The following is a 20,675-nucleotide window of genomic DNA, read 5'->3' as shown; positions in this document are numbered from 1 at the left end:
GGTGTGCCCCGGGCGCGGGATGAGGGGGGGGGGGTGGGGCCCGGGCGGACTTCGGGGGGCCCCTCGGGGGGGGCGCGCCTAGCCCCCCCGTTGTGGGGTCTAGGGGCGCCGAAGGCGACAGAGGGGGTCACCGCGCGTGGAGCGCTAACCTTCATCGGTCGCAAGGGGGCGCATCCAGTCGAACCGACCCCCTCTGGCCTGCCGGCCATCTCCCCTCAAGGGGGGAGATATGCAGCGTCGTCGCCATCATCACCACCGAAAATTTCCCCTTGACCTCAACCTAAGTTGAGATCGCAAACCCGTTCCTGAGCCACCGAACCCAAGTCATTCAAGAACGGAGACAGATTCAAATGGATAAACTTGCCGAGGCAGCCGTGTTCAGGGTCGACAAATTCGTCGTTCCTGCCGAGGCCCGTGAAGAAATCCTTCGCAAGGTCAGGGCAACGCATGAACTGCTGCGCCTGCAGCAAGGCTTCGTCCAGGATTTCGTGCTCGAGCAATTTTCGGGTCCGGGTGAGTTCAACCTAGTCACCATTGTCGAATGGGAAAACCAGGCGGCCGTCGACAATGTCGTGCCGATCGTCAAGGCGGCCCACGAGCGGGCGGGCTTCAACCCGCAGGAGACCATTGCCCGGCTGGGTGTGAAGGCCGATATCGCCAACTATCAGCGTCTGCCTGAGATGTAGGAGGGCCAGCCCGTGCCAGGTGCTGGCGCCTCGACGCTCAGCACCTGGCCGGTGCGGGCATCGCTGATCATATGTTCGAAGCCGCGCCATTGGGCGGCGACGATGAACAGCGTCTTGCCATCCAGGCCGCCGAGCATGCAGGCAAAGCAGCCGCGATCGGCATTGACGGACTGCAAGACCTCACCACCTTCGCGCACCCGCACACAGCGTTTGTTGGGAACATCCGCATACCAGGCAGTTCCTTCGGCATCGAGGCAGATGCCGTCGGGAAAGCCATCGAGATCGGCCCAGACCCGGCGGTTGGAAAGCCCGCCATCCTCCGCGATATCGAAGGCGGTCAGCCGGTTGGCATGCGACTCCGCCACGATCAGTGTCCTGTTGTCCGGCGTCACCGCCATGCCGTTGGCGAAAGCGATGTTCTTGGCCACTTCGCGGACCGACCCGTCCTGCGCGATCAGCACGATGGTGCCCGGACCGAAATGTTCGCCCGGCGCCGGCGCCGGCCCGCCGCCATTGACATAGATGTTGCCGCGCCCGTCGACGACGATCTCGTTCCACGGGCTCTTTGACAGTTCTCTCAAATCGGCATGGGTGGCGAGCGTCCCGTCCGCCTCCTGCCGCAGCAACAAGCCATCCCGACCCGAGACGATCAGCAATCGGCCATCCGGCAACCAGTCGATCGAATAAGGCAGGATGGCCGGCACGGTGAGCATCACCTGGTTCCCGCCGTCCTCATCCACCGCGACGATCTCTCCGGTTCCCCAGTTGCAGAGCCACAGGCGTCCGTCGTGCCAGCGGGGAGACTCTCCGAAAGCGAGGCCTTCTGTAATGACCTTGGCGTTCAGGGCGACTGATTTCGAGGATGGCATCTCTGACCCTGCTTTGTCGACTCGCCGCAATTCGGCATTGTCGCGAAGCGCTTTCCTGCCAAGGACGTGTGAATCTATGGCGCCCCGACATGACCGTCGACAATTTCGGCAAACCATCGTGCGAATGCCTCTGGATCAGAGTGCCTTTAATCCTTGAGGGCAGCTGATATTGTCGCGTCGGAAATAACCCGTTCGCGCAAGTTTTGCGACCAAGAGAGTATTTTCGATGTTCGGTTTCTTTTCCCGCAAATCCAAGAAAACGCCCGAGAAGTCGGCATCAGATTCTGGAAAGCAGTTGGAATTCGGCCTGCCGTTGCCAGTCGTCGTACTGCGTTCGAACGTCGAGAATCCTGATGAAGAGCCGTTTTTTCTCGTCTTCGCTGTCATGCAATTCGTCACAGCGATGGTTTCCAAAGGACTCTATCATTATCCCGAAATCGACACCAAGGCGATGCAGGTCCTTCATGCCGACTCGTACTCTTCGGAGGTAAAGAACGGCGGCCATAGTCAATTCATCCACAATGCCGGGCAGGAAATCGGCGCCATGATTGCCAACGCACGAGCTGGACTCACTGCTTGTGGCGCAAAGGGCCAGCTTGCGACTTTGGAAAAGATGTCCAGCTGGATTGCAGACCATCCCAACGAAGCCGCCCAGCAGACGGGCTTCGAGGGCGGGCGGGATGATTTTCTCGATACACTTGATCATGCGTTCTACGTTGCGATGAGGCCGCGCCCATGGAAAACCTTTTGGCGCGCTGGATCGCGTCATGGCCTGATCTGCAAGTTGTCGATAGTGACGATTACGACGACGTCATACACCGGCTGGTGATGGCCAATCCGAAGCGCGAAGGCAGGCTTCCTCATAAGTCCGTTGGCAACTTGGCAGGCCAGATGATCTTGAGCTGGCGCGATGTCGGGGCCGGCCTTGCCTGCGCCAAGATCGCGCCGCCCGAGATCAAAATCGCGTTCGGCATGGCAAGGATGCTGAACATAGAAGGAGAGAAACAGCTGGTTTTTCAACTTCAGACCAGCGCGAAGAAGACCCGACTATGCAGTGCGACGGAGACACACGTCACGGTTTACGAGTACATCGCTCCAGAAGAGTTGCTTGTCATACCGCCAGGCGAGAGCCCGCTAGCGGCTAACGCCCCGAAAGTTGGCGCCAAGCTTGGCATTGCTGAAGAGCCCGAGATCACAGCGGTCATTGAGCTGGCGGAACAATACCATGCTCCCGCCGCCGTCGACCTCCTGCTCCGCAAGGCAGGCTTCGACCCGACGGATGCCATCGTTTCTGCGAATTCGGTGGTGCAGAAGGAGGAAGGAGCAATCGTGAATTGGGTGGTGCTGGCATCAGGCCAAGTCTTCCTTTTCCAATCGTTGCGGAACGGCGGTGTGCTCTTGCGCGGCAAGGATGATGAAAGCCTCGCTGAGGCCGCTATGGCCGAGCTCAATGCCCACTTTGATCGCTCCGCTGCGGCGGGTTAGCGACAGCAAGCCTACTTTTTCTCCGTCAGGAAGAACATGCCATCGGCATGGCCGTTGGCACCGCATGACAGGGGCTCCGATCTGCCATCCTTGCCGGCGCCGCTCTGCTCGACGACAAGCGCATCGCCGTCGCGTCGAAAGGTAAAGACAAAACCGGTTGGGTTGTCGTTGTCGACGGCACGGTCGACCAGCCGCAGAGTGTTGCGCTCCTCGACCGTGCCGTCGATCTCGCATGACCCACTTCCCGAGACTGGATTGGAAACGACATCTTCCGAGATTTCGACCTTGCCTCCGCCAACAGCCTTGATGTCGACGCTGCCGCGCACGCTGCTCCATGTGGCGATCAAACCTGCATCGGGGGGCTTGCGTTTGCCGGACAGGAAGGTTGCGCGGTCGCGCAGGAATTCGCCGAGATCGAAAGTCTGTTGGTTCTTGGGCGAACTTTCGTTGAAACCGGCGATCTGATCGCGATAGGCGATGAAATCGCTTTGGTCGTCCCGCAGCGCCTTCCCGGCATGAGCATCGAGCCTCTTCAGCAGCGCGGTATAATTCTTCGCGACGTCGGCATCGGCTTGCGCCAGGACCGGATCGGCGCAAATGGCCTTTTCCGCCAAGCTGGCGGCCTTGGCGCAGTCGAAGGATGGCTTGCCTTGCGCAACTGCGTGGTCGCTCGCTGCCACAAGTACGGTCAAAACGGCACCCACGGCTGCCGATCGTATGGCAACAAGATACGTTTTGCCTGAATTTGGCGCCATGGCAGTCGGCCTTTTCGCCGCGCGTTCAGCCGGCGTTGGCCCGAATTCTGGCGGCAAAGCCGGCGGCAGGCAAGCACGTCACCGTTCCTGCCGGCTGCGGACGATGCGGCCTTGCCCAATGTTGCGTTGCGGCAGCGGAGCCTTTCCGGTATTGAGGCCGGACCTGAAACAGGGACCGCCCCCATCCCATGAGCCCCATCCGATGAGCCTTGTCGATTCGATCAAGAATGCCTTCGTTCCGATCCATCGCGAGGGCTATCCGTTCATTGCCGCCTTTGGTGCGGGCACGCTGTTCCTCGGCTATTTCTCCTCGGTGCTGTTCTGGATCGGCCTGATCCTGACCGCCTGGTGCGTCTATTTCTTCCGTGACCCCGAGCGTGTCACCCCGGTCGATGACAGGCTGGTGGTCAGTCCCGCCGACGGCGTCATCTCGGCGGTCGGCCCGGCCGTGCCGCCGCGCGAGCTTGGCCTCGGCAACACCGAGATGACCCGCATCTCGGTGTTCATGAACGTCTTTTCCTGCCATGTGAACCGCGCTCCGGTGCGCGGCCGCATCACCAAAATCGAGCACCGGCCGGGCAAGTTCCTGAATGCCGAACTCGACAAGGCAAGCTCGGAGAACGAGCGCAACGGGCTGGTCATAGACAGTCCCAACGGCATCGTTGTCGCCGTGCAGATTGCCGGCCTGGTGGCGCGCCGCATCGTCTGCTGGGCCGAGACCGGCGGCTCCATTGCCGTCGGCGAACGCTTTGGCCTGATCCGCTTCGGCTCGCGCGTCGATGTCTTCCTGCCGTCAACCGCGGTGCCGCGCGTCGCCGTCGGCCAGACGGCGGTCGGCGGCGAAACCGTGCTCGCCGAATTCGGCGGCGTCGCCGCAACCCCGCTCGTCAGGATTTCGTAAGCGGTGGGCGCGCCGTTCAAAAAGTTCGAGGCCCATGGCAGCGGCGGCCCGCGCATCCGCGAAATTCCGATGCGCATGGTGCTGCCTAATCTGGTCACCGTGCTTGCCATCTGCGCCGGCCTGTCCGGCATCCGCTTCGGCTTCGAGGGCCGTTTCGAGCCGGCCGTGGTGATGGTGCTGCTCGCCGCCTTCCTGGACGGCATAGACGGGCGCCTGGCGCGCATGTTGAAGGCGACATCCAAATTCGGCGCGCAGATGGATTCGCTGGCCGACATCGTCAATTTCGGCGTCGCGCCGGCACTGGTGCTCTACGCCTTCCTGCTCGACCGCGCCGGCTCCTTCGGCTGGATCGCAGCCCTTCTGTTCACCATCGCCTGTGGCCTGCGGCTGGCGCGCTTCAACGTGCTCGACGAAGACCATGACCGGCCGATCTGGCAGAGCGAATACTTCGTCGGCGTGCCGGCACCGGCCGGCGCCGTGCTGGTTATGCTGCCGCTCTATCTGTCCTTCCTGCGGCTCGGTCTCGAGCCGGACCGCCTGACGGCATTCGTCGCCACCGGCTTCACTGTGCTGGTCGCTTTCCTGCTGGTCAGCCGGCTGCCGGTCTATTCCGGCAAAAGCCTGAAAGTGCCGGGCGACAAGGTGCTGCCGATCATCCTGGCGGTCGTTCTCTACGTCCTGCTGTTGATGACCTATCCCTGGTACACGCTGACCGCCTCTGTCGCAGGCTATCTCATCTTCCTGCCTTTCAGCGTGCGGGCGTATTCGAAGCGCGCCAAGCGCGAGGGCGAAAAAGTGCCGCCGTCGGATATTGGGTAGTTGTTATCTCCCCCCTTGAGGGGGAGATGTCGCCGAAGGCGACAGAGGGGGTCGGCACGCCCCGGACGCGACCTCGTTTGAGCGAAGAGGACGTCGGCGCTTCACGCGAGGCGACCCCCTCTGGCCTGCCGGCCATCTCCCCCTCAAGGAGGGAGATACGCTAAGCCGCCAGGCCCAGCCCCAGCTTCTCGATCGCCAGGTTCCGCGTCGAGACATAATCCGTCTTGCCGGAACCCAGCACCGGGATCTCCCCGACCTTGACGATGTCGTTGGGCACCATCAGTTCGGCCGCACCTGCCTTCTTGCCGAAGGCGCGCAGTTCTTCCGGATCGGCGTCGTCGGCGGTGGTGACCAGCACGATGCGCTCGCCGCGCCTCTTGTCCGGCACCGCCACCGCGGCGTGGCGCTCTTCCGGCCACAGCGACTGCACCAGCATCTCGACGGCGCCCAACGACACCATCTCGCCAGCGATCTTGGCGAAGCGTTTTGCCCGGCCGCGAATGGTGATGAAGCCTTCGCGGTCGACCGAGACGATGTCGCCGGTGTCGTGCCAGCCGTCCAGCGGCTGCAATTCGCCGGGCCGGTCAGCGGTCATGTAGCCCATCATCAAATTCGGCCCGTCGAGCCACAGGCGGCCGGCACCCTCGATACCCTCGACCGGTTCGAGCTTCATGCGCATCGCCGGCAACAGCCGTCCGACCGTGCCGTCGCGACCATGGATGGCGGTGTTGACGGCGACGACGGGAGCGGCCTCCGTCAGCCCGAACCCCTCGATGATCGAGGCATCGAAGCGCTCGCGATAAACGCGCCGCGTCTCCGGCTTCACCGCTTCCGCGCCGGCGACGACGAAGCGCAGGCTGGAGAAATCGCCATCCTTGGCGGTGCGGGCATAGTTGGCAAGGAAAGTGTCGGTGCCGAACATGATGGTCGGCTTCACCTTGCGGGCGATCTCCGGGATGATCTTGTAGTGCAGCGGTGACGGGTAGAGGAACAGTTTCACCCCGGTCACCAGCGGCAGGATGGTACCGCCGGTCAGGCCGAAAGAGTGAAAAACCGGCAGCACGTTGAGCAGGATGTCGGACGGCGAAATGGTAATGCGCGCCTCGGCCTGCATGGCGTTGGCGTGGAGATTGCGGTGCGACAGCACCACGGCCTTGGGCGTGCCTTCCGAGCCTGAGGTGAACAGGATTGCGGCGGGCTTGGCCGCATCCTGCCGCTGCAGCGGGAACCGCCACAGCACCGCTGCTGCGAGCTTTTCCAGCGTCGTGACGCTTGCGCGCACATCCTCCAGCCACAGCATTTTGGCGCCGCCGGCCTCGACCGCGGCGATGATGTCGGCAAGCGCCGCCTTCTCGACGAAGGCGCGCGAGGAAACCACCGTTCGGATGACTGCGGTGCGCACCGCGGCGGTGACGCTGGCCGGCCCCGCCGTGTAGTTGATCATCGCCGCCACACGGGCTCCCGAGAGCAGGCCGACGAAGGACAGCACCACGCCATTGGCGTTGGGCAGCAACACCCCGACCGCTTCGCCGGGTGACGTTATAGCCTCGAAACGGCGGCCGAGAACGCGCGCGCCGATGAACATCTTTCGATAACTGAGCGAGCCGCTGATCACATCCTCGATGATCGGATGCGAGGCGCCGGTGCGATCGGCGGCATCGCGCATGGCCAGGAACAGGCCGCGATCGAGGTTGCTGCCATAAAGCCGCGCCTCGGCGATGCGGTCGAACAACGCATTTGTGTTGGAAGCCTGGTCGGGGTTGCGCGCCACCAGTTCGGCAACCGTCATCGGCTCCAGCACGCTGATCGAGAGTTTTGGGAACCAGTGGCGGGGCGCCCGATCCTTTGGCGTCAGAGAAACCGGCAGGTCGCGCGCGCCGGCGACGAAGATCGGCACGATGCGGGCGTCAGCCTGCATGGCGATGCGGGTGACGGCGCGGAACAGGCGAAACGCCTTCACATCGGGCTCGACGTCATCGGGCAGATAGACGGCAAGCCGGCCTTTACCCTTCAGCACCCTGACCAGCCGCCGGCTGACGAAGAGATGCTCGGCGTTGAAGGCGATGGTGCGGCCAAGCTCGCGCCATGGCTCCAGCCAGGGCGAGCGCGCCGAGGCCTCGTCGAGAATGTGCAGCGTGTCGTCGGGCAGCAGCGACAGCATCATCGCCGGCTCGAAGCGCGACTGGTGCGAGACCACATAGATCACCGGCGTCGGCGCGTTGCGGGCAATTCGGATGCGCCGGTCATCGATCCGGTAGGTGAGCTTGAACGGCACATAGAGTAGCGCCTGGGTAAAGCGCAGGTCGAGACGAAACGTCTCGATCGCGCCAATCAGCAGCCAGGCCAGCACGAGGCCTGCAAGCAGCGCCAGTGTCAGGATCATGCCGCGTCTCTCCCAACGGTCCGGTATGCGGCTCTTCGTCCGCTTCGAGAGCAGAGGGTAGCGCAATGGGGAGCAAGGTCAATGCGCGGGTGCGAGGGAGCGGTGTTCCACCTGACCTCACCAAGCAATTACCCAAACGCAGGCCTTGAAATGTTGCGACACGTGTCGTAGATAAAGCGACACGTGACGGAGAGGTAATATGGCCAGTTCCCCGGTGGGTTCTGCCGAGGCACCGCATATGGAGCCGGAGTTCGAACGGATGGTCGACCTGTTTGGTGGACGGAAGGTTCTTGGATTCTCGGTAGCCAGTCCTCTTGAGGCACATGAAATGATCCTGCATGGAATTCCGGGCCAGGCGCTCGAAAGCCTCGTCAGGCATCTGATCATCATTGATCCCGCCGATGCGTTTGAGACCGCATTCGGCATGAGCGAGCGGACATTTCAGCGGCACAAATCGGATCACTCCAAGACCCTCAGTCGGGAGCAAGGTTCCAGAATCTGGAACTTCGCCAAGGCCCTGACAAAGGCCACGTCCGTGCTCGGGACTCAGGAAGACGCGGAAAAATGGATGATCGAGCCTGCCATGGGTTTGGACAATCGCCGTCCGATCGATCTGCTGGCCACGGCGGCGGGCACTGCGCTTGTGCAGGAGTTTCTTGGGCGGCTCGACTATGGTGTTTACGCGTGACGCCTTTGCCGGGCTCCCTCGGAACAGGGCAGTTGTTGGGCTGGAGGCTTGATCACAGACGCTTCAAGGCGAGCTGGGACAGTGGCGAAGGAGCCTTCAAGCTTGGGGGAAGGTGGAACAGCAAAGGGATCAGAGCCGTATATGCGTCCATCGACCCATCGACCGCCATCTTGGAGGTGGCGGTCCACAAGGGGTTTCGCACGCTGGATGCTGTCCCTCACGTGCTGACGGCATTCGACATCGTCGATCCATCAGAGATTTATGTGGTCCAAACCGACGATATTCCGAACGCGAACTGGCTGCGTCCCGGCATCCCGGGCGCGGGACAGCAGCAGTTCGGCGATGGTCTGCTGGCAAAGCATCCGTTCTTTCTGATCCCCAGCGCGGTATCCCAGCACAGCTGGAACCTGGTGTTCGATCCCAACCGGGCGGCAGGCCTTTATAGCTTGCATCTCCGGGAGGATTTCGCGCTTGATACAAGGCTTCATCCTCCCGCTGGGTAGCAATCAGGCCGTGGCCTTCAGCCGCCCACTGATGAACCGGAACTCCTGCGACTTGCCGCCATAACCGTATGCCGCGGCCGGGACTTCATGCACGAAGGCATAGCTTTCCTCGTGCACACCACCCAGCAACTTACCGAAGGCCTCAAAGATCGCCTTCAGATAGGCTTCCAGCTCCAGCTTGGTGTTGGTGCCGTCGACCACCTTGATGTCGAGCCAGAAAGTATTGGCGCCATGCTCTGCCAGCGACTTGCCGCCGGCGAACCAGTGCTGCGGGTCGACATAGGTGACGGCGACGGCGGTAATCGTCGGGTCCTTGCGCAGATGGGTTGCCGTCAGCTCGGTGATTTCCTTGGCGATTGTGGCGGACAGCTTGGCGTCGGGCTTGCCGGTGACGCTGATGTTGATGATGGGCATATTTTCTCTCCTTCGTTTGAGCGGCGTCTGTTTGCCGTTGGAGAGACAATGCCATCATCTTTGAATCAAAAAAATCGAATTGTTTCGAACAGAAGGTTCTGTATTATCGAAGTATGCAAACGCTGGATCCCGATCTGCTCAGAACCTTCCTTGCCTTTGTCGATGGCGGCTCGCTGGCTCAGGCTGCGTCTGCTGTCGGCCGCTCGCCCTCGGCGGTGACCGCGCAAATGCAGCGCCTGGAGGAGATCGTCGGCGAACCGCTGCTGGTGGCGCAGGGGCGCGGGCGCGGGCTGACGCCGGCCGGCGAGGATCTTGTCGGTCATGCCCGCCGCATTCTTGCCGTGCACAGCGAGGCCTGGCTGGCGCTCAAGGGCGCGCGTGCCGCTGGTCGCGTCGCCATCGGCACGACACAGGATTTCGCCGATAGCGGCCTGCCGGAGCTGCTGCGCGCCTTCGCGACCAGCCATCCGCGCGTCAGGGTCGAACTCCGCGTCGGCCGTTCGGCCGAGCTTGGCGAGGCGCTGCAGGCCGGGCAGCTCGATCTGGCCGTTGTAATGCGCAAGACGCCGGCCAATGACGAAGTCGGGCTGTTCAGTGAGCCGATGCTGTGGCTGTGCTCGCAAAAAGGGCTTGCCGTGCGGGAAGAGGAATTGCCGCTGGCGCTGCTCGACCCCTATTGCGGCTTTCGCGAAGCAGCACTCGCGGCCCTCGATGCTGCCGGCCGCCGCTACCGCATTGCCGCCGGCAGCGCCAGCCTTGCCGGCTTGCGCACGGCGGTCGATGCCGGCATCGCGCTGACCTTGCGCACCGCCCGCTTTGCCCATTCAGGCATTGCCGAAGCACCGCGCGAATTCGCCCTGCCGCCGGTGCCGACAGCGCAATTCGCGATAAAACTCGGCCAGGGCGCCGAGCGGCCGGCGCGCGATCTTGCCATCCTGCTCAGCGACAACCTCGCCTTGCCCGGCTTTGCCGGCTGATGTCCAAAGAAAAAGCCGACCTTTACGGTCGGCTTTGAGGAGGACGGGTCGAGGGGTTTGGGGGGACTTGGGGGGTGACCCGTCGCACATAAAACTGCCTGATCCGCATGATGGTTCCATGACTTGGAAAATAATTATTGGGTTGCCGCACTTTTTCTCGCGGCCAGCCAGTCGCGCCCCGCATGGGCGAAAACCGCGCACAGTACTATGGCGCCGCCGATCAGGCTGGCGGCCGGCGCGATCTCGCCGAGGAACAGGAAGGCGAACAGGATCGCAAACGGCACTTCGGCGGCACCGAGAAGGCCGGACTCAGGCGCAGGGATCAGCCGCGAGCCTTCCGTCCACAGGATCGACGCCGCCGCAAACGATCCTCCGAAGGCGACGAGCAGCACGGCGTCGCGAGCAGAAATCGCCAGGGGGTCGGTGACGAACCAGCCGAGCACGAACAGCAGAAGCGCCGAGACTGCGCCCGCCCACACCACCGGCGTGTCGCGGAAGGCGCGCACCATGATCATGTAGAGCGCGCTGCCGGCGGTCATCAGCAGCGCGAGCCCATCGCCAAACAGATGACCGCTGCCGAAGCCGGAGCCGACCATCATCGCCACGCCGCACAGCGAAACGGCGGCGGCGGCAAGCGTCTGCGCCCGGAACGGCTCGCGCACCAGCACGAAGGCGAGCAGCGCGGTGATGAAGGGCGCGGTGGCGTAGATGACCGCGACATTGGCGACATAGGTGAATTTGAACGCCGAGATGAAGGCGATGCTGGCCGCGGCGCCCTCGAGGGCCAGCAGCCAGCCGCGCCAGCCAAGCCGCAAGCTTTCCCGCCCGCCGGAGCGGCGCCGGCGCCACAGCACATAGAAGGTGATCAGGATCGCGCCGACAAAGCCGCGCCAGCAAGTGATGGTCAGCGGGTCGGCGTGGATCGATTTGGTCAGCACGCCGGTGAGGGCGAAGAAAGCCGCCGAGGCCGCCACCAGCATGATGCCGAGCGTACGCTCGGCAGCGGTATCTGTGGTGCCTGGGCCGTCGAGCGCTTCCGTCATCTCAGCAGCCTATCCGTCTTCTCCTGCCACCATGCTGTCAGCACGGGGTACTCATAGCCGCTTGCGGAAATGCTCGTTGCCGATGATCAGCAGGCCGGCGCCGACGATCAACGCCGCCCCCAGAAACACCTCGCGACGCGGCACGTCGCCCCAGATCGCAAAGCCGAGCCCGAAGGCCCAGACCAATGAGGTGTATTCGAACGGCGCCACGATCGACACCGGCGCCCGCTTCATGCCTTCGAACAGCATAAATTGCGCCACGCCGCCGAGCGCGCCGACGCTGATCAAAAGCAGCAACTGGCGCCAGTCCGGCATCTGCCAGACCAACAGCGCCGGCACCGCGGAAAACACCAGGAAGTAGAAATTGTTGAGCACAAGCTGGATCAGCGTGCGCTCGGCCAGCGCCGTCTTGCGCAACAGCACCACGGCAATGCCCCACAGCACTGCCGCCGCCAGTACCAAGAGCATCGGCACGGACAAGCCGAGACGAGTGGGATCACAGGCGATGAAGACGCCGACGAAGCCGATGAACACCGCCAGCCAGCGCAACAGCGGCACCTTTTCGCCAAGCATCGCCACCGACAGCACGGTGACGATGATCGGGGCGGCGTAATAGATGGTGGTGAGTTCGGCCAGCTGCAGGGAGCGGGCCGCGTTGTAGTAGCAGAGCCAGGCGCCGAGCGTGAAGGCGCTGCGCACCAGCATCGGCCGCACGATGGGCGAGCGCATTGTGTCGGCAAAGATGGGCGGTCCGCCGATTGCAGCACAGCCGATAAGCACAGCGATCGAGCGGAAGAACATGATCTGCCAGACGCTGATGCCGACGACCAGAAGCTTGATCGCGGCGTCCTGCGTCGAAAACAGGAAATAGGCGCAGCCGGTGAACAGGATGCCGGCAAGCACCCTTTCGCGGGTTTCCAGAATGGCAATATCGGCCATGCGGCGTGTCCGGCGCTGTCAAGAGGACGAAGAAGAAGCCTGCCCCAATCAGGCTCCCATTGCAGGCTATACGGGCGAAAGCCTGCGGGGCGCTACGCCAGTGGCAAGCTTGCGTTGGCGCAGCCTGGCCGACAGCGTGGGCACGCCGTTCACTGTGTTGCCTGGTAGAGCTCCGAAGCGGCCTCCTTCAGGGCGCGCCGGCCGCCCGGCCTGAGATACATCATGTGGCCGCCCTCGATGACGTCGAGACGGATGGGTTTTGCCCCGCCGAGCGTCGGGATTTGGCTCACCAGATAGCGTGAGGCCAGATAGGGAGTGACCAGATCGGTGTCGCCGTTGACGATCACCACGCCGAGCCCCGGGTTGAGCGAGCGCGCCCGCTGCAGATCGTCCATCACCCCGGCATAGCCTTGCCGCGAGCCGCCATAGTCCCAGGCGTGGGTCACATCGCCATTGAGCAACCTGTAGCTGACATCGGTGCGAAAATTCAGCTCGTCGCGCGCATAACCGACAAAGGCCGAGGTCAGCGCCGGCACGCTGCGGTCGAGCACCGGATCTGGGCCGGCGCTGCGGGCGCTCTCCGGGGCGATGTCGCTGGTGGCGATGGTGCCATCATACGGGCTGAGCACTTTGCCACTGGGGCGCTGGAATTCGCGCGCGAACAGGGCGGTCGGGATGCGGGCGAAATTGCGTTGCACGAGGTCGAGCGGCAGGCCGGTGATCTCGGCCACGCGCTGGCTGGCCAGCCGCCCACCCTGTTCCAGCCCGCCGGCCAGAGCGGTGAGGTAGTCACCCATAGCATAGTGTTCGACCTCGGCGAGCTTTTCGCGCAGCGCCTCGCCGCTGAGGCCTTCGCTGCGCAGGCGCACCGCCGCCAGCGAGGGCAGTTCCAGCGCCCAATGCAGTGGCTGGAATTCGTCGGGCAGCACCAGCGTGAACTCCAGTGCAGGCGAGATCAGCACGATGCCGTTGGGGCTCAGGCCGACATCTTCCTGCAGGGTCCTGGCGAGAAGTGCCGCGCGGAACCCGCCATAGCTTTCGCCGGCAAGGAAGAGCGGCGATCCGGTGCGGCCGTTCTGGGCGAGATAGAGCCGGATGAAAGCGCCGATCGAACTGGCGTCCTGGCTGACGCCCCAAAAATCTTTCGTGTCCTGGCCGGGGGCCTCGCGGCTGTAGCCGGTGCCGACCGGATCGACGAAGACGAGGTCGGTCATGTCGAGCCAGCTGTCGGGATTGTCGATCAGCTTTTGCGGCGGCGGCAGGAATTGGCCATCGGCGCCGGTCGCGACGACACGCGGGCCGAGTGCGCCGAGATGCAGATAGGCGGATGCCGCGCCCGGGCCGCCATTGAAGACGAAGGTGATGGGGCGAGCCTTCTCCGCGCCCGCCAGTGGCGGCAGCGTATAGGCGACATAGAAGATTTCCGCGGTGACCTCGCCCTTGCCGGATAGCAGTGACAGCGTGCCGGCCTTAGCCTGATAGTCCAGCTTGCGCCCGGCAATGGTGATTGAATGGCTGGTCGTCTGCGGTGCCGGCAGCAGCGACAGCACGCCGCCTGCCGGTGCGGGGCGCTCGGGCGTTTCGGCGAGGACTGGCTGCGCGAAGGCTGCAAGCACCAACAGGGTAAGCGAGATCAGTTTCAGCTTGAACGGCATGATGTCTCCGCGGGAATGACTCTGCTTAGGTATGGCCGGGGCGGTCGAAGTCAAAGTAACTCTTCGTGAGGTAGCATTCCTTCAGCCCCCTCTGTCCTGCCGGACATCTCCCCCCACAGGGGTGGAGATTGGATGTCGCGACCGCCTTCGCTAATCGCCGGCGTAGAAAGCGCCATCGGCGAAGCTGCAGATCTCCCCCCTGTGGGGAGGTGGCCGGGCCAGAGGGGGGCGCTGTCTCGCTGGCATATCAGTGCTATCAAAGCGCGACGGACTCGAAAAGGAATGCAACATGGACGCCACCGCACTCAAGGCCATGCAGGCACCGATCAAGGAGGCTTATCGCGACGATTCCTCGCGAGCGCTGATCACGCTTCGCGCCAAAGGCTCCATCGACGACCAGTCGATTGCCTGCAAGGTCGAGACGGGCAGGGCGCTGGCGGTCGCCGGCCTGCATCCGGCGACCGGCGGTTCCGGGCTCGAATTGTGTTCGGGCGATATGCTGCTCGAGGCGCTGGTGGCGTGCGCCGGGGTGACGCTGAAGGCGGTGGCCACCGCACTAGAGTTCAAACTCGGCGCAGCCACCGTCGAGGCCGAAGGCGATCTCGACTTTCGCGGCACGCTGGGCGTGGCCAAGGACGCCCCCGTGGGCTTTCGCGCCATCCGGTTGAATTTCAACCTCGACACGGATGAGCCGCAGGATCGCATCGACGCGCTGATCAAGCTGACGGAACGCTATTGCGTGGTCTTCCAGACCATCAACAGCAAGCCGGAGCTGACGGTGAAGGCGCGCGCCTGATCTCCCCCCTTGAGGGGGAGATGTCGCCGAAGGCGACAGAGGGGGTCGGGCCGACTGGACGCGACGCCCTTTGTGCGGAAGGAGGTTGGCACTCTACGCGAGGCGACCCCCTCTGGCCTGCCGGCCATCTCCCCCTCGAGGGGGGAGATTGCGCTACTGCGCCGCCGGCTCTTCCGCATCACCCTCATCGGTGAAAGGCGAGGCGCTCGGCACGCAGTTGACCGCCCAGCCGGCCGGCGTCGGCTGCTTCTGATATTCGGTAATCGCGTTTGTGCACTGTTCGCGGGTGTCGAAGGTGCTGGGCAGCACCACCATGCCGCCTTGCGGGCCGGCGATCACCAGGTACCAGACCAATGCTACGCTGGGAGCAGCCATGGGAATTCCTCGCTTTGCTGGGTGTCGGAGTCGGGTCGACCCTAGCAACTCCCGGCTGATGGCGAAAGCAGGGCGATGGGGGAGGGACCTGCCGGACCATCACAGACCCGTGAACGAACCGCTCCCAGACGTCTCTCAGTTCGCGGCAAAGCAGTAGAACAGGCCGTCGCCGCCGGTGCCTTTCAGCGCCTCCTGGCTGCAGCCGCCGCGCGAGGCATGCGAGGAGTTCCAGGATTTCGCCGCCGCCGACTCATCAAGGCCGGTGCGGTCGTGATGGCCCATCATCGCCGCGCCCTCCGCCCCGCTCAAGGTCCAGTCGCCGCAGGTCTGGTCGGCGATCTTGGTGCCGTCAGGCTTCGAGCCGGTCAATATGTCGTGCCGGTTCGGCTTGTCGCCGCGGCCATTGACCACTTGGCCCTTCTCGGTCAGCGCCGTCTGCTTGTTGATGGCGTTGGCGTCGCTGTGCAGCGAGGCGACGTCATCGGCAATCTTCTCGCCCTTGGCGTTGACCCAGGGACCCTTGCCGATACGGTCGCGCGCATCGACATTGGCGCTCGAGAGATAGGCGTGCCATTCCTTGCCGGTAACCCCAGCCGCTTCCGCCAGCGAGGCGCAATGCGCGTCGGCACCCTTGAGACCGCCGAGATCGGCGCCTTTGCCGGAACCGACGCTGGTGACGAAGAAACTCATCTTTGCGTCTTGCGCCAGCGCCACGCCGGCTGTGGCGGCAATCGCGGCGGCGGCAACGAGAAGAAGTCTACGCATGTCGGTCCTCCGGTTTCGAATGTCCTACATTCGAAGAAACGTAACTGGAGGCCTGTTTAATCCCGCTACAACCCGGTTTATTCCGGCTGCCGGTAGGCGACGAAGCGGTTGTTCTTGACCTGGAAGATCAGCCCCGTCTCTTTCATCTCGGGGCTCGCCAGCGGCACGATGCGTTTTGCCACCTCTGACGGGTGCGGCAGCGTTTCCGGATCCTCGCCGGGCGCGGCCTGCGCACGCATGGCGGTGCGGGTGGCGCCGGGGTCGACCGCATTGACGCGGAGCGGCAGGCTCTGCGTCTCATGCGCCCAGGAACGCGTCATGGCTTCCACCGCCGCCTTCGACGCCGCATAGGGCGCCCAGAAGGCGCGCGCCGAATGCGCGGAGCTGGAGGACATGAGAATGGCGCGGCCGGCGTCGGACAGCCTGAGCAGCGGGTCGACCGAGCGGATCAGCCGCCAGGTCGAGGTGACATTGATGGTCATTACCTTCTCGAAGGTTTTGGCCTCGACATGGCCGATCGGCGAGATGACGCCGAGCACGCCGGCATTGGCCACCAGAATGTCGAGCTTGCCCCAACGCTCGTGAATGGCCCCGCCCAACCGGTCGATGCCGGCCATGTCTGAGAGGTCGAGAGGCACCAGCGTCGCTTCGCCCTTGCCGGTTTTCGCGCGTTCGGCCTTGATCTGGTCATCGAGTTCTTCCAGCCCGCCGACGGTCCGGGCAACCGCAATGACATGGGCGCCAGCGGCGGCAAGTTCCCTGGCGATGAAGTAGCCGATGCCGCGCGAGGCGCCGGTAACGACCGCGACGCGGCCGGAGAGGTCGAGGGTCATGCGAGCGCTTTCAAGGATAGCAGTTGGGCTTTACGCCCCGTTGTTCGCCAGCAGCGACAGCGTGCGCACATTGTCGTGGCCTTCGAAGTCGAGCAGGCGGGTCGGGTACTGGCCGGTGAAACAGGCGTCGCAGAATTGCGGCTGCTCATTGTCGCGGCTGGCTTCGCCGACGGCGCGGTAGAGCCCGTCAATGGTGAGGAAGCCGAGCGAATCGACACGGATGAACTCGGCCATTTCCTCGATCGACATGCGCGATGCCAAAAGCTTCGACTTCTCCGGCGTGTCGACGCCGTAGAAGCACGACGCGCTGGTCGGCGGCGAGGCGATGCGCATATGCACTTCCTTGGCGCCGGCGTCGCGCACCATCTGCACGATTTTCTGGCTGGTGGTGCCGCGCACGATCGAATCGTCGACCAACACCACGCGCTTGCCCTCGATCATCCGGCGGTTGGCGTTGTGCTTGAGCTTGACGCCCATATGGCGGATCGAATCGCCGGGCTGGATGAAGGTTCGGCCGACATAGTGGTTGCGGATGATACCGAGTTCGAAGGGGATGCCTGCCGCCTGGGAGAAGCCGATTGCCGCCGGCGTGCCGGAATCCGGCACCGGCACGACGATATCGGCCTCGACCGGGCTTTCCTGCGCCAATTCGGCGCCGATACGCTTGCGCACTTCGTAGACATTGCGGCCTTCGACCGAGGAGTCCGGGCGGGCAAAATAGACATATTCGAAGATGCAGAAGCGGGTCTTCTGCGGCTCGAAGGGGAACAGGCTCTCGATGCCCTTCGAGGTCACCACGACCATTTCGCCGGGCTTCAGGTCGCGCACGAAGCGGGCGCCGATAATGTCGAGCGCGCAGGTTTCGGAGGCCAGGATCCAGGCGCCGTCGAGGTCGCCGAGCACCAGCGGGCGGATGCCGAGCGGATCGCGGCAGCCGATCATCTTCTTGGAGGTCATCGCAACCAGCGAGAAAGCGCCTTCAACCTGACGCACGGCGTCGATGAAGCGCGAATTCAAATCGCGTTCCTTGCTGGTGGCAACGAGATGCAGCAGCGTCTCGGTGTCGGAGGTCGACGAGAAGATCGCGCCCTGTTTCTGCAGCGCGCGCTGCACGGTCATGGCGTTGGTGAGATTGCCGTTATGGGCGACGGCAAAGCCGCCATCGGCGAGTTCGGCGAAGAAGGGCTGGATGTTGCGCATGCCGGCGCCGCCCGTCGTGGCATAGCGCGTGTGGCCGATGGCACGGTTGCCTTGCAGGCTGTCGATGACGTGCTGCTTGGTGAAGGTGTCGCCGATCAGGCCGACATGGCGTTCGACATGGAACTGCGTGCCGTCATAGGAGACGATGCCGGCCGCTTCCTGGCCGCGATGCTGCAGCGCATGCAGGCCTAGTGTGACGATGGCCGCAGCGTCCTGCCGGCCGAAAATGCCGAACACCCCGCATTCATCGTGGAAATGATCGTCTGCTTCGGCGGAAAGGACGTCGTCCGCGTCTGCCTTCGAAACTGCCATGGGGCTCAAGCTCCGCTAAAATGGCCATATAGTGCGATAGCACCGCGAAAGCAACGTAGTCAGGCCGGAACTGCCGGGATGGCGCCTGTCCGGCACCATCCGTCCGTATCAGTTTGCCGGCGCGGCCGGAGCCGGAGCAGCGGGCGCGGGTGCGTTATCGGCTGGAGCGTCGGTCTCGTCGTCGGGCGCGGGAGTATCGTCACCGGTTGCCGGAGCATCCGCCGCCGGTGCATCTGCCGCCGGAGGCGTCTCGGCTGCCGGCTGATTCGGATTGAGCTTCTTCAGGATGGCGTTTTCCGGATCTTCGGGCAGCAGGCTTTCCAGCTTGGCGCCGATGGTCTCGAGCAGCGGCTTCGACTTGGCGTTGGCGATCCAGGCAGGCGCCTTGGCGCCGGCCAGCCAGTTGAAGAACAGCAGCGCCACGGCGACGACGAGGACGCCGCGCGCGGCGCCATAGAGGAAGCCCAGCGTACGGTCGAGCGCGCCGATCCTGGAATCGATGATCCAGTCGGCTAGCTTCATGGTGATGACGGAAACGACGATAAGCGCGATGAGGAAGACGATGCCGGCGGATGCCGCCATGGCGATCTTGTCGCTTTCGACATAGGGCTGAACGTAAGGCAGCACCGGCTTGTAGAAGAAGAATGCCGCCGCGGCGGCAGCCGCCCAGGACACGACGGACAGGATTTCGCGTGACAGGCCGCGAACCATGGCGAGCATCGCCGAGACCAGGGTGAAGCCGACGAGAATTCCGTCCAGCAGCGTAATCGGCATGTCTTTCGCCCCACTCAGATTGTCTTTTCACGGCTCGGGCGAGCCGCGTCAATCTTCCACGTCGACACGGCTGCGCCGTGAGCCGGCTATGCGTGCGACGAGATCGGCAAGTTCGGTCGGCTGGAAAGCGCCGGCCCCGATCCCCCCGACAACCTCCTCGCTGCCCAAGGGCAGAACCGCACTTCCAAAACCCAGCTTTTCGGCCTCTTTAAGGCGCTGCTGCGCATGCGCAACCGGCCTCACTGCGCCCGACAGGCTGATTTCGCCGAAATAGACGCAATCGGCGGGAAGGGCAAGACCGGTGAGCGACGAAACCAGTGCAGCGGCAACCGCCAGATCGGCCGCCGGCTCGGAAATCCGGTAGCCGCCGGCGACGTTGAGGTAGACATCGTGGGTGCCGAAGCGCACGCCGCAATGGGCTTCGAGCACGGCAAGGATCATCGACAGCCGTGCGCCGTCCCAGCCGACGACGGCACGGCGCGGCGTGCCCAATGTGGACGGCGCCACCAGCGCCTGGATCTCGACCAGCACCGGACGTGTGCCTTCCATGCCGGCAAATACCGCGGCACCCGGCGATTTTGCGTGGCGTTCGCCGAGGAACAGCTCCGACGGATTGGCGACCTCGCGCAAGCCCTTGTCCGACATCTCGAAGACGCCGATCTCGTCGGTCGGCCCAAAACGGTTCTTCACCGTGCGCAGGATGCGGTAGTGATGGCCGCCTTCGCCTTCGAAATAGAGAACGGCGTCGACCATGTGCTCGACGACGCGCGGACCGGCGATCTGGCCTTCCTTGGTGACATGGCCGACCAGCACGATGGCAGCACCGGTGGATTTGGCGTAGCGGATCATCGCTTGCGCCGAGGCGCGCACCTGGGTGACGGTGCCGGGCGCCGAGTCGGCCATGTCGGTCCACAGCGTCTGGATGGAATCGAGGATGACGAGGTCCGGCCTTCTGCCGTCGGCTATTGTTGCCAGGATATCCTCGACATTGGTCTCGGCGGCAAGTTCGACCGGCGTGTCGGCGACGCCAAGCCGCTGCGCCCGCAGCCGGATCTGCGCGACAGCCTCTTCGCCCGAGACATAGACGATGCGGTGGCCTTTTGACGCCAATGCTGCTGCGGCCTGGGTAAGCAGCGTCGACTTGCCGATGCCGGGATCGCCGCCGACCAGCAGCGCCGAGCCGCGCACGAAGCCGCCGCCGGTGGCGCGGTCGAGTTCGCCAATGCCCGAGATGATGCGCGGCGCGTCCTCGATGTCACCGGACAGGCTGGTCAGCACCACGGCGCGGCCCTTGCGCGCATTGCGCGTGTTGGCCGGTCCCGAGCCTATGCCGCCCGAGGTGCCTTCCTCGACCAGCGTGTTCCACTCGCCGCAGGCATCGCATTTGCCGGCCCAGCGCTGATGCACCGACCCGCAATTCTGGCAGATGAACTGGACGCGCGATTTAGCCATCAGGCGCCGCCTGCTTCGAGCGTTGCTAGAAAGGCTGGTGGGGCACCACCC

Annotated in this window: 22 protein-coding genes; 9 read left to right on the top strand and 13 right to left on the bottom strand. The window is 63.9% G+C overall.

Annotation, left to right across the window (positions count from 1 at the left end):
• Positions 1-350 precede the first annotated feature (350 nt).
• Positions 351-686, top strand: coding sequence for an antibiotic biosynthesis monooxygenase (locus NKI31_RS23630; protein WP_023685667.1), 336 nt, complete (start codon positions 351-353; stop codon positions 684-686).
• Here the strand turns inward: NKI31_RS23630 and NKI31_RS23625 are convergent.
• The gene (locus NKI31_RS23625; protein WP_352652658.1) at positions 665-1,555 is read right to left on the bottom strand and encodes an SMP-30/gluconolactonase/LRE family protein; all 891 of its coding nucleotides are present in this window, start codon (positions 1,553-1,555) and stop codon (positions 665-667) included. The two genes, NKI31_RS23630 and NKI31_RS23625, sit on opposite strands and share 22 nt — an antisense overlap.
• A gap of 226 nt (positions 1,556-1,781) precedes the next feature.
• On the opposite strand from NKI31_RS23625, the gene NKI31_RS23620 reads away from it, so the two are divergent.
• Both NKI31_RS23620 and NKI31_RS23615 read left to right on the top strand, forming a co-directional pair.
• Positions 1,782-2,384 (top strand): DMP19 family protein, encoded by a 603-nt coding sequence (locus tag NKI31_RS23620; RefSeq protein WP_352652657.1) that lies wholly within the window; start codon positions 1,782-1,784, stop codon positions 2,382-2,384.
• The gene (locus NKI31_RS23615; protein ID WP_352652656.1) at positions 2,291-3,040 is read left to right on the top strand and encodes a hypothetical protein; all 750 of its coding nucleotides are present in this window, start codon (positions 2,291-2,293) and stop codon (positions 3,038-3,040) included. Before NKI31_RS23620 ends, NKI31_RS23615 begins: the two co-directional genes overlap by 94 nt.
• Before the next feature lie 11 nt (positions 3,041-3,051).
• Here the strand turns inward: NKI31_RS23615 and NKI31_RS23610 are convergent, their stop codons facing one another.
• Positions 3,052-3,732: a lysozyme inhibitor LprI family protein gene (locus tag NKI31_RS23610; protein WP_352652655.1), complete on the bottom strand. Its 681-nt coding sequence runs from the start codon at positions 3,730-3,732 to the stop codon at positions 3,052-3,054.
• Between NKI31_RS23610 and NKI31_RS23605 the strand changes: the two genes are divergently transcribed.
• Together NKI31_RS23605 and pssA are read left to right on the top strand one after the other, a co-directional pair.
• On the top strand, positions 3,638-4,696 hold the full coding sequence (locus NKI31_RS23605; RefSeq protein ID WP_348528142.1) for a phosphatidylserine decarboxylase: 1,059 nt from the start codon (positions 3,638-3,640) through the stop codon (positions 4,694-4,696). The genes NKI31_RS23610 and NKI31_RS23605 overlap by 95 nt on opposite strands.
• Positions 4,697-4,699: 3 nt before the next feature.
• Positions 4,700-5,515: a CDP-diacylglycerol--serine O-phosphatidyltransferase gene (gene pssA / locus NKI31_RS23600; RefSeq protein WP_023672701.1), complete on the top strand. Its 816-nt coding sequence runs from the start codon at positions 4,700-4,702 to the stop codon at positions 5,513-5,515.
• Between the two features lie 160 nt (positions 5,516-5,675).
• On the opposite strand, the gene NKI31_RS23595 is transcribed toward pssA, so the two are convergent.
• Positions 5,676-7,898 (bottom strand): AMP-binding protein, encoded by a 2,223-nt coding sequence (locus NKI31_RS23595; protein WP_352652653.1) that lies wholly within the window; start codon positions 7,896-7,898, stop codon positions 5,676-5,678.
• 199 nt (positions 7,899-8,097) lie between these two features.
• Between NKI31_RS23595 and NKI31_RS23590 the strand changes: the two genes are divergently transcribed.
• Positions 8,098-8,586, top strand: a complete 489-nt coding sequence (locus NKI31_RS23590) for an Xre family toxin-antitoxin system antitoxin (RefSeq protein WP_352652652.1) — start codon at positions 8,098-8,100, stop codon at positions 8,584-8,586.
• Positions 8,583-9,089: an RES family NAD+ phosphorylase gene (locus tag NKI31_RS23585; RefSeq protein WP_023814951.1), complete on the top strand. Its 507-nt coding sequence runs from the start codon at positions 8,583-8,585 to the stop codon at positions 9,087-9,089. Before NKI31_RS23590 ends, NKI31_RS23585 begins: the two co-directional genes overlap by 4 nt.
• A gap of 3 nt (positions 9,090-9,092) precedes the next feature.
• On the opposite strand, the gene NKI31_RS23580 is transcribed toward NKI31_RS23585, so the two are convergent.
• Complete coding sequence (locus tag NKI31_RS23580; protein ID WP_023672705.1) at positions 9,093-9,503, bottom strand: tautomerase family protein; 411 nt, start codon at positions 9,501-9,503, stop codon at positions 9,093-9,095.
• A 113-nt stretch (positions 9,504-9,616) separates the two neighbouring features.
• On the opposite strand from NKI31_RS23580, the gene NKI31_RS23575 reads away from it, so the two are divergent.
• A complete protein-coding gene (locus NKI31_RS23575) occupies positions 9,617-10,480 on the top strand; it encodes a LysR substrate-binding domain-containing protein (RefSeq protein WP_352652651.1) in 864 nt (287 codons plus the stop codon).
• A 134-nt stretch (positions 10,481-10,614) separates the two neighbouring features.
• Here NKI31_RS23575 and NKI31_RS23570 read toward each other — a convergent pair whose 3' ends face one another.
• From NKI31_RS23570 to NKI31_RS23560, 3 genes are all read right to left on the bottom strand, one after another.
• The gene (locus tag NKI31_RS23570) at positions 10,615-11,523 is read right to left on the bottom strand and encodes a DMT family transporter (protein WP_023689124.1); all 909 of its coding nucleotides are present in this window, start codon (positions 11,521-11,523) and stop codon (positions 10,615-10,617) included.
• Between the two features lie 51 nt (positions 11,524-11,574).
• The gene (locus NKI31_RS23565; protein WP_352652650.1) at positions 11,575-12,462 is read right to left on the bottom strand and encodes a DMT family transporter; all 888 of its coding nucleotides are present in this window, start codon (positions 12,460-12,462) and stop codon (positions 11,575-11,577) included.
• A 149-nt stretch (positions 12,463-12,611) separates the two neighbouring features.
• Positions 12,612-14,117, bottom strand: a complete 1,506-nt coding sequence (locus tag NKI31_RS23560) for a S10 family peptidase (protein WP_023826919.1) — start codon at positions 14,115-14,117, stop codon at positions 12,612-12,614.
• Between the two features lie 289 nt (positions 14,118-14,406).
• Here NKI31_RS23560 and NKI31_RS23555 point away from each other — a divergent pair, with 289 nt between their 5' ends.
• On the top strand, positions 14,407-14,913 hold the full coding sequence (locus NKI31_RS23555) for an OsmC family protein (protein WP_023702954.1): 507 nt from the start codon (positions 14,407-14,409) through the stop codon (positions 14,911-14,913).
• 153 nt (positions 14,914-15,066) lie between these two features.
• On the opposite strand, the gene NKI31_RS23550 is transcribed toward NKI31_RS23555, so the two are convergent.
• The 6 genes from NKI31_RS23550 to radA form a co-directional block, all read right to left on the bottom strand.
• Positions 15,067-15,288, bottom strand: coding sequence for a hypothetical protein (locus NKI31_RS23550; RefSeq protein ID WP_023689120.1), 222 nt, complete (start codon positions 15,286-15,288; stop codon positions 15,067-15,069).
• A gap of 135 nt (positions 15,289-15,423) precedes the next feature.
• Complete coding sequence (locus NKI31_RS23545) at positions 15,424-16,053, bottom strand: hypothetical protein (RefSeq protein ID WP_023708609.1); 630 nt, start codon at positions 16,051-16,053, stop codon at positions 15,424-15,426.
• Positions 16,054-16,130: 77 nt separating this feature from the next.
• Positions 16,131-16,886 (bottom strand): SDR family NAD(P)-dependent oxidoreductase, encoded by a 756-nt coding sequence (locus NKI31_RS23540; RefSeq protein ID WP_023829035.1) that lies wholly within the window; start codon positions 16,884-16,886, stop codon positions 16,131-16,133.
• Between the two features lie 30 nt (positions 16,887-16,916).
• Complete coding sequence (gene purF, locus NKI31_RS23535; protein ID WP_023672714.1) at positions 16,917-18,398, bottom strand: amidophosphoribosyltransferase; 1,482 nt, start codon at positions 18,396-18,398, stop codon at positions 16,917-16,919.
• Positions 18,399-18,506: 108 nt separating this feature from the next.
• Positions 18,507-19,172, bottom strand: a complete 666-nt coding sequence (locus tag NKI31_RS23530) for a CvpA family protein (RefSeq protein ID WP_023672715.1) — start codon at positions 19,170-19,172, stop codon at positions 18,507-18,509.
• Positions 19,173-19,220: 48 nt separating this feature from the next.
• The gene (gene radA / locus NKI31_RS23525; RefSeq protein ID WP_023672716.1) at positions 19,221-20,624 is read right to left on the bottom strand and encodes a DNA repair protein RadA; all 1,404 of its coding nucleotides are present in this window, start codon (positions 20,622-20,624) and stop codon (positions 19,221-19,223) included.
• Positions 20,625-20,675: the final 51 nt, after the last annotated feature.

Origin of the sequence: Mesorhizobium sp. M0659 (assembly GCF_040320605.1) — a bacterium.
GTDB lineage: Bacteria > Pseudomonadota > Alphaproteobacteria > Rhizobiales > Rhizobiaceae > Mesorhizobium.
Note: the sequence above shows the minus strand (reverse complement) of the source record. Positions and strands in the feature narration are given on the sequence as shown.

Coding starts and splice junctions, on each gene's coding strand:
- NKI31_RS23630 (WP_023685667.1), top strand. CDS start 351: ATGGATAAACTTGCCGAGGCAGCCGTGTTCAGGGTCGACAAATTCGTC.
- NKI31_RS23625 (WP_352652658.1), bottom strand. CDS start 1,555: ATGCCATCCTCGAAATCAGTCGCCCTGAACGCCAAGGTCATTACAGAA.
- NKI31_RS23620 (WP_352652657.1), top strand. CDS start 1,782: ATGTTCGGTTTCTTTTCCCGCAAATCCAAGAAAACGCCCGAGAAGTCG.
- NKI31_RS23615 (WP_352652656.1), top strand. CDS start 2,291: ATGGAAAACCTTTTGGCGCGCTGGATCGCGTCATGGCCTGATCTGCAA.
- NKI31_RS23605 (WP_348528142.1), top strand. CDS start 3,638: ATGGCCTTTTCCGCCAAGCTGGCGGCCTTGGCGCAGTCGAAGGATGGC.
- NKI31_RS23595 (WP_352652653.1), bottom strand. CDS start 7,898: ATGATCCTGACACTGGCGCTGCTTGCAGGCCTCGTGCTGGCCTGGCTG.
- NKI31_RS23590 (WP_352652652.1), top strand. CDS start 8,098: ATGGCCAGTTCCCCGGTGGGTTCTGCCGAGGCACCGCATATGGAGCCG.
- NKI31_RS23580 (WP_023672705.1), bottom strand. CDS start 9,503: ATGCCCATCATCAACATCAGCGTCACCGGCAAGCCCGACGCCAAGCTG.
- NKI31_RS23575 (WP_352652651.1), top strand. CDS start 9,617: ATGCAAACGCTGGATCCCGATCTGCTCAGAACCTTCCTTGCCTTTGTC.
- NKI31_RS23570 (WP_023689124.1), bottom strand. CDS start 11,523: ATGACGGAAGCGCTCGACGGCCCAGGCACCACAGATACCGCTGCCGAG.
- NKI31_RS23565 (WP_352652650.1), bottom strand. CDS start 12,462: ATGGCCGATATTGCCATTCTGGAAACCCGCGAAAGGGTGCTTGCCGGC.
- NKI31_RS23560 (WP_023826919.1), bottom strand. CDS start 14,117: ATGCCGTTCAAGCTGAAACTGATCTCGCTTACCCTGTTGGTGCTTGCA.
- NKI31_RS23555 (WP_023702954.1), top strand. CDS start 14,407: ATGGACGCCACCGCACTCAAGGCCATGCAGGCACCGATCAAGGAGGCT.
- NKI31_RS23550 (WP_023689120.1), bottom strand. CDS start 15,288: ATGGCTGCTCCCAGCGTAGCATTGGTCTGGTACCTGGTGATCGCCGGC.
- NKI31_RS23545 (WP_023708609.1), bottom strand. CDS start 16,053: ATGCGTAGACTTCTTCTCGTTGCCGCCGCCGCGATTGCCGCCACAGCC.
- NKI31_RS23540 (WP_023829035.1), bottom strand. CDS start 16,886: ATGACCCTCGACCTCTCCGGCCGCGTCGCGGTCGTTACCGGCGCCTCG.
- purF (WP_023672714.1), bottom strand. CDS start 18,398: ATGGCAGTTTCGAAGGCAGACGCGGACGACGTCCTTTCCGCCGAAGCA.
- NKI31_RS23530 (WP_023672715.1), bottom strand. CDS start 19,172: ATGCCGATTACGCTGCTGGACGGAATTCTCGTCGGCTTCACCCTGGTC.
- radA (WP_023672716.1), bottom strand. CDS start 20,624: ATGGCTAAATCGCGCGTCCAGTTCATCTGCCAGAATTGCGGGTCGGTG.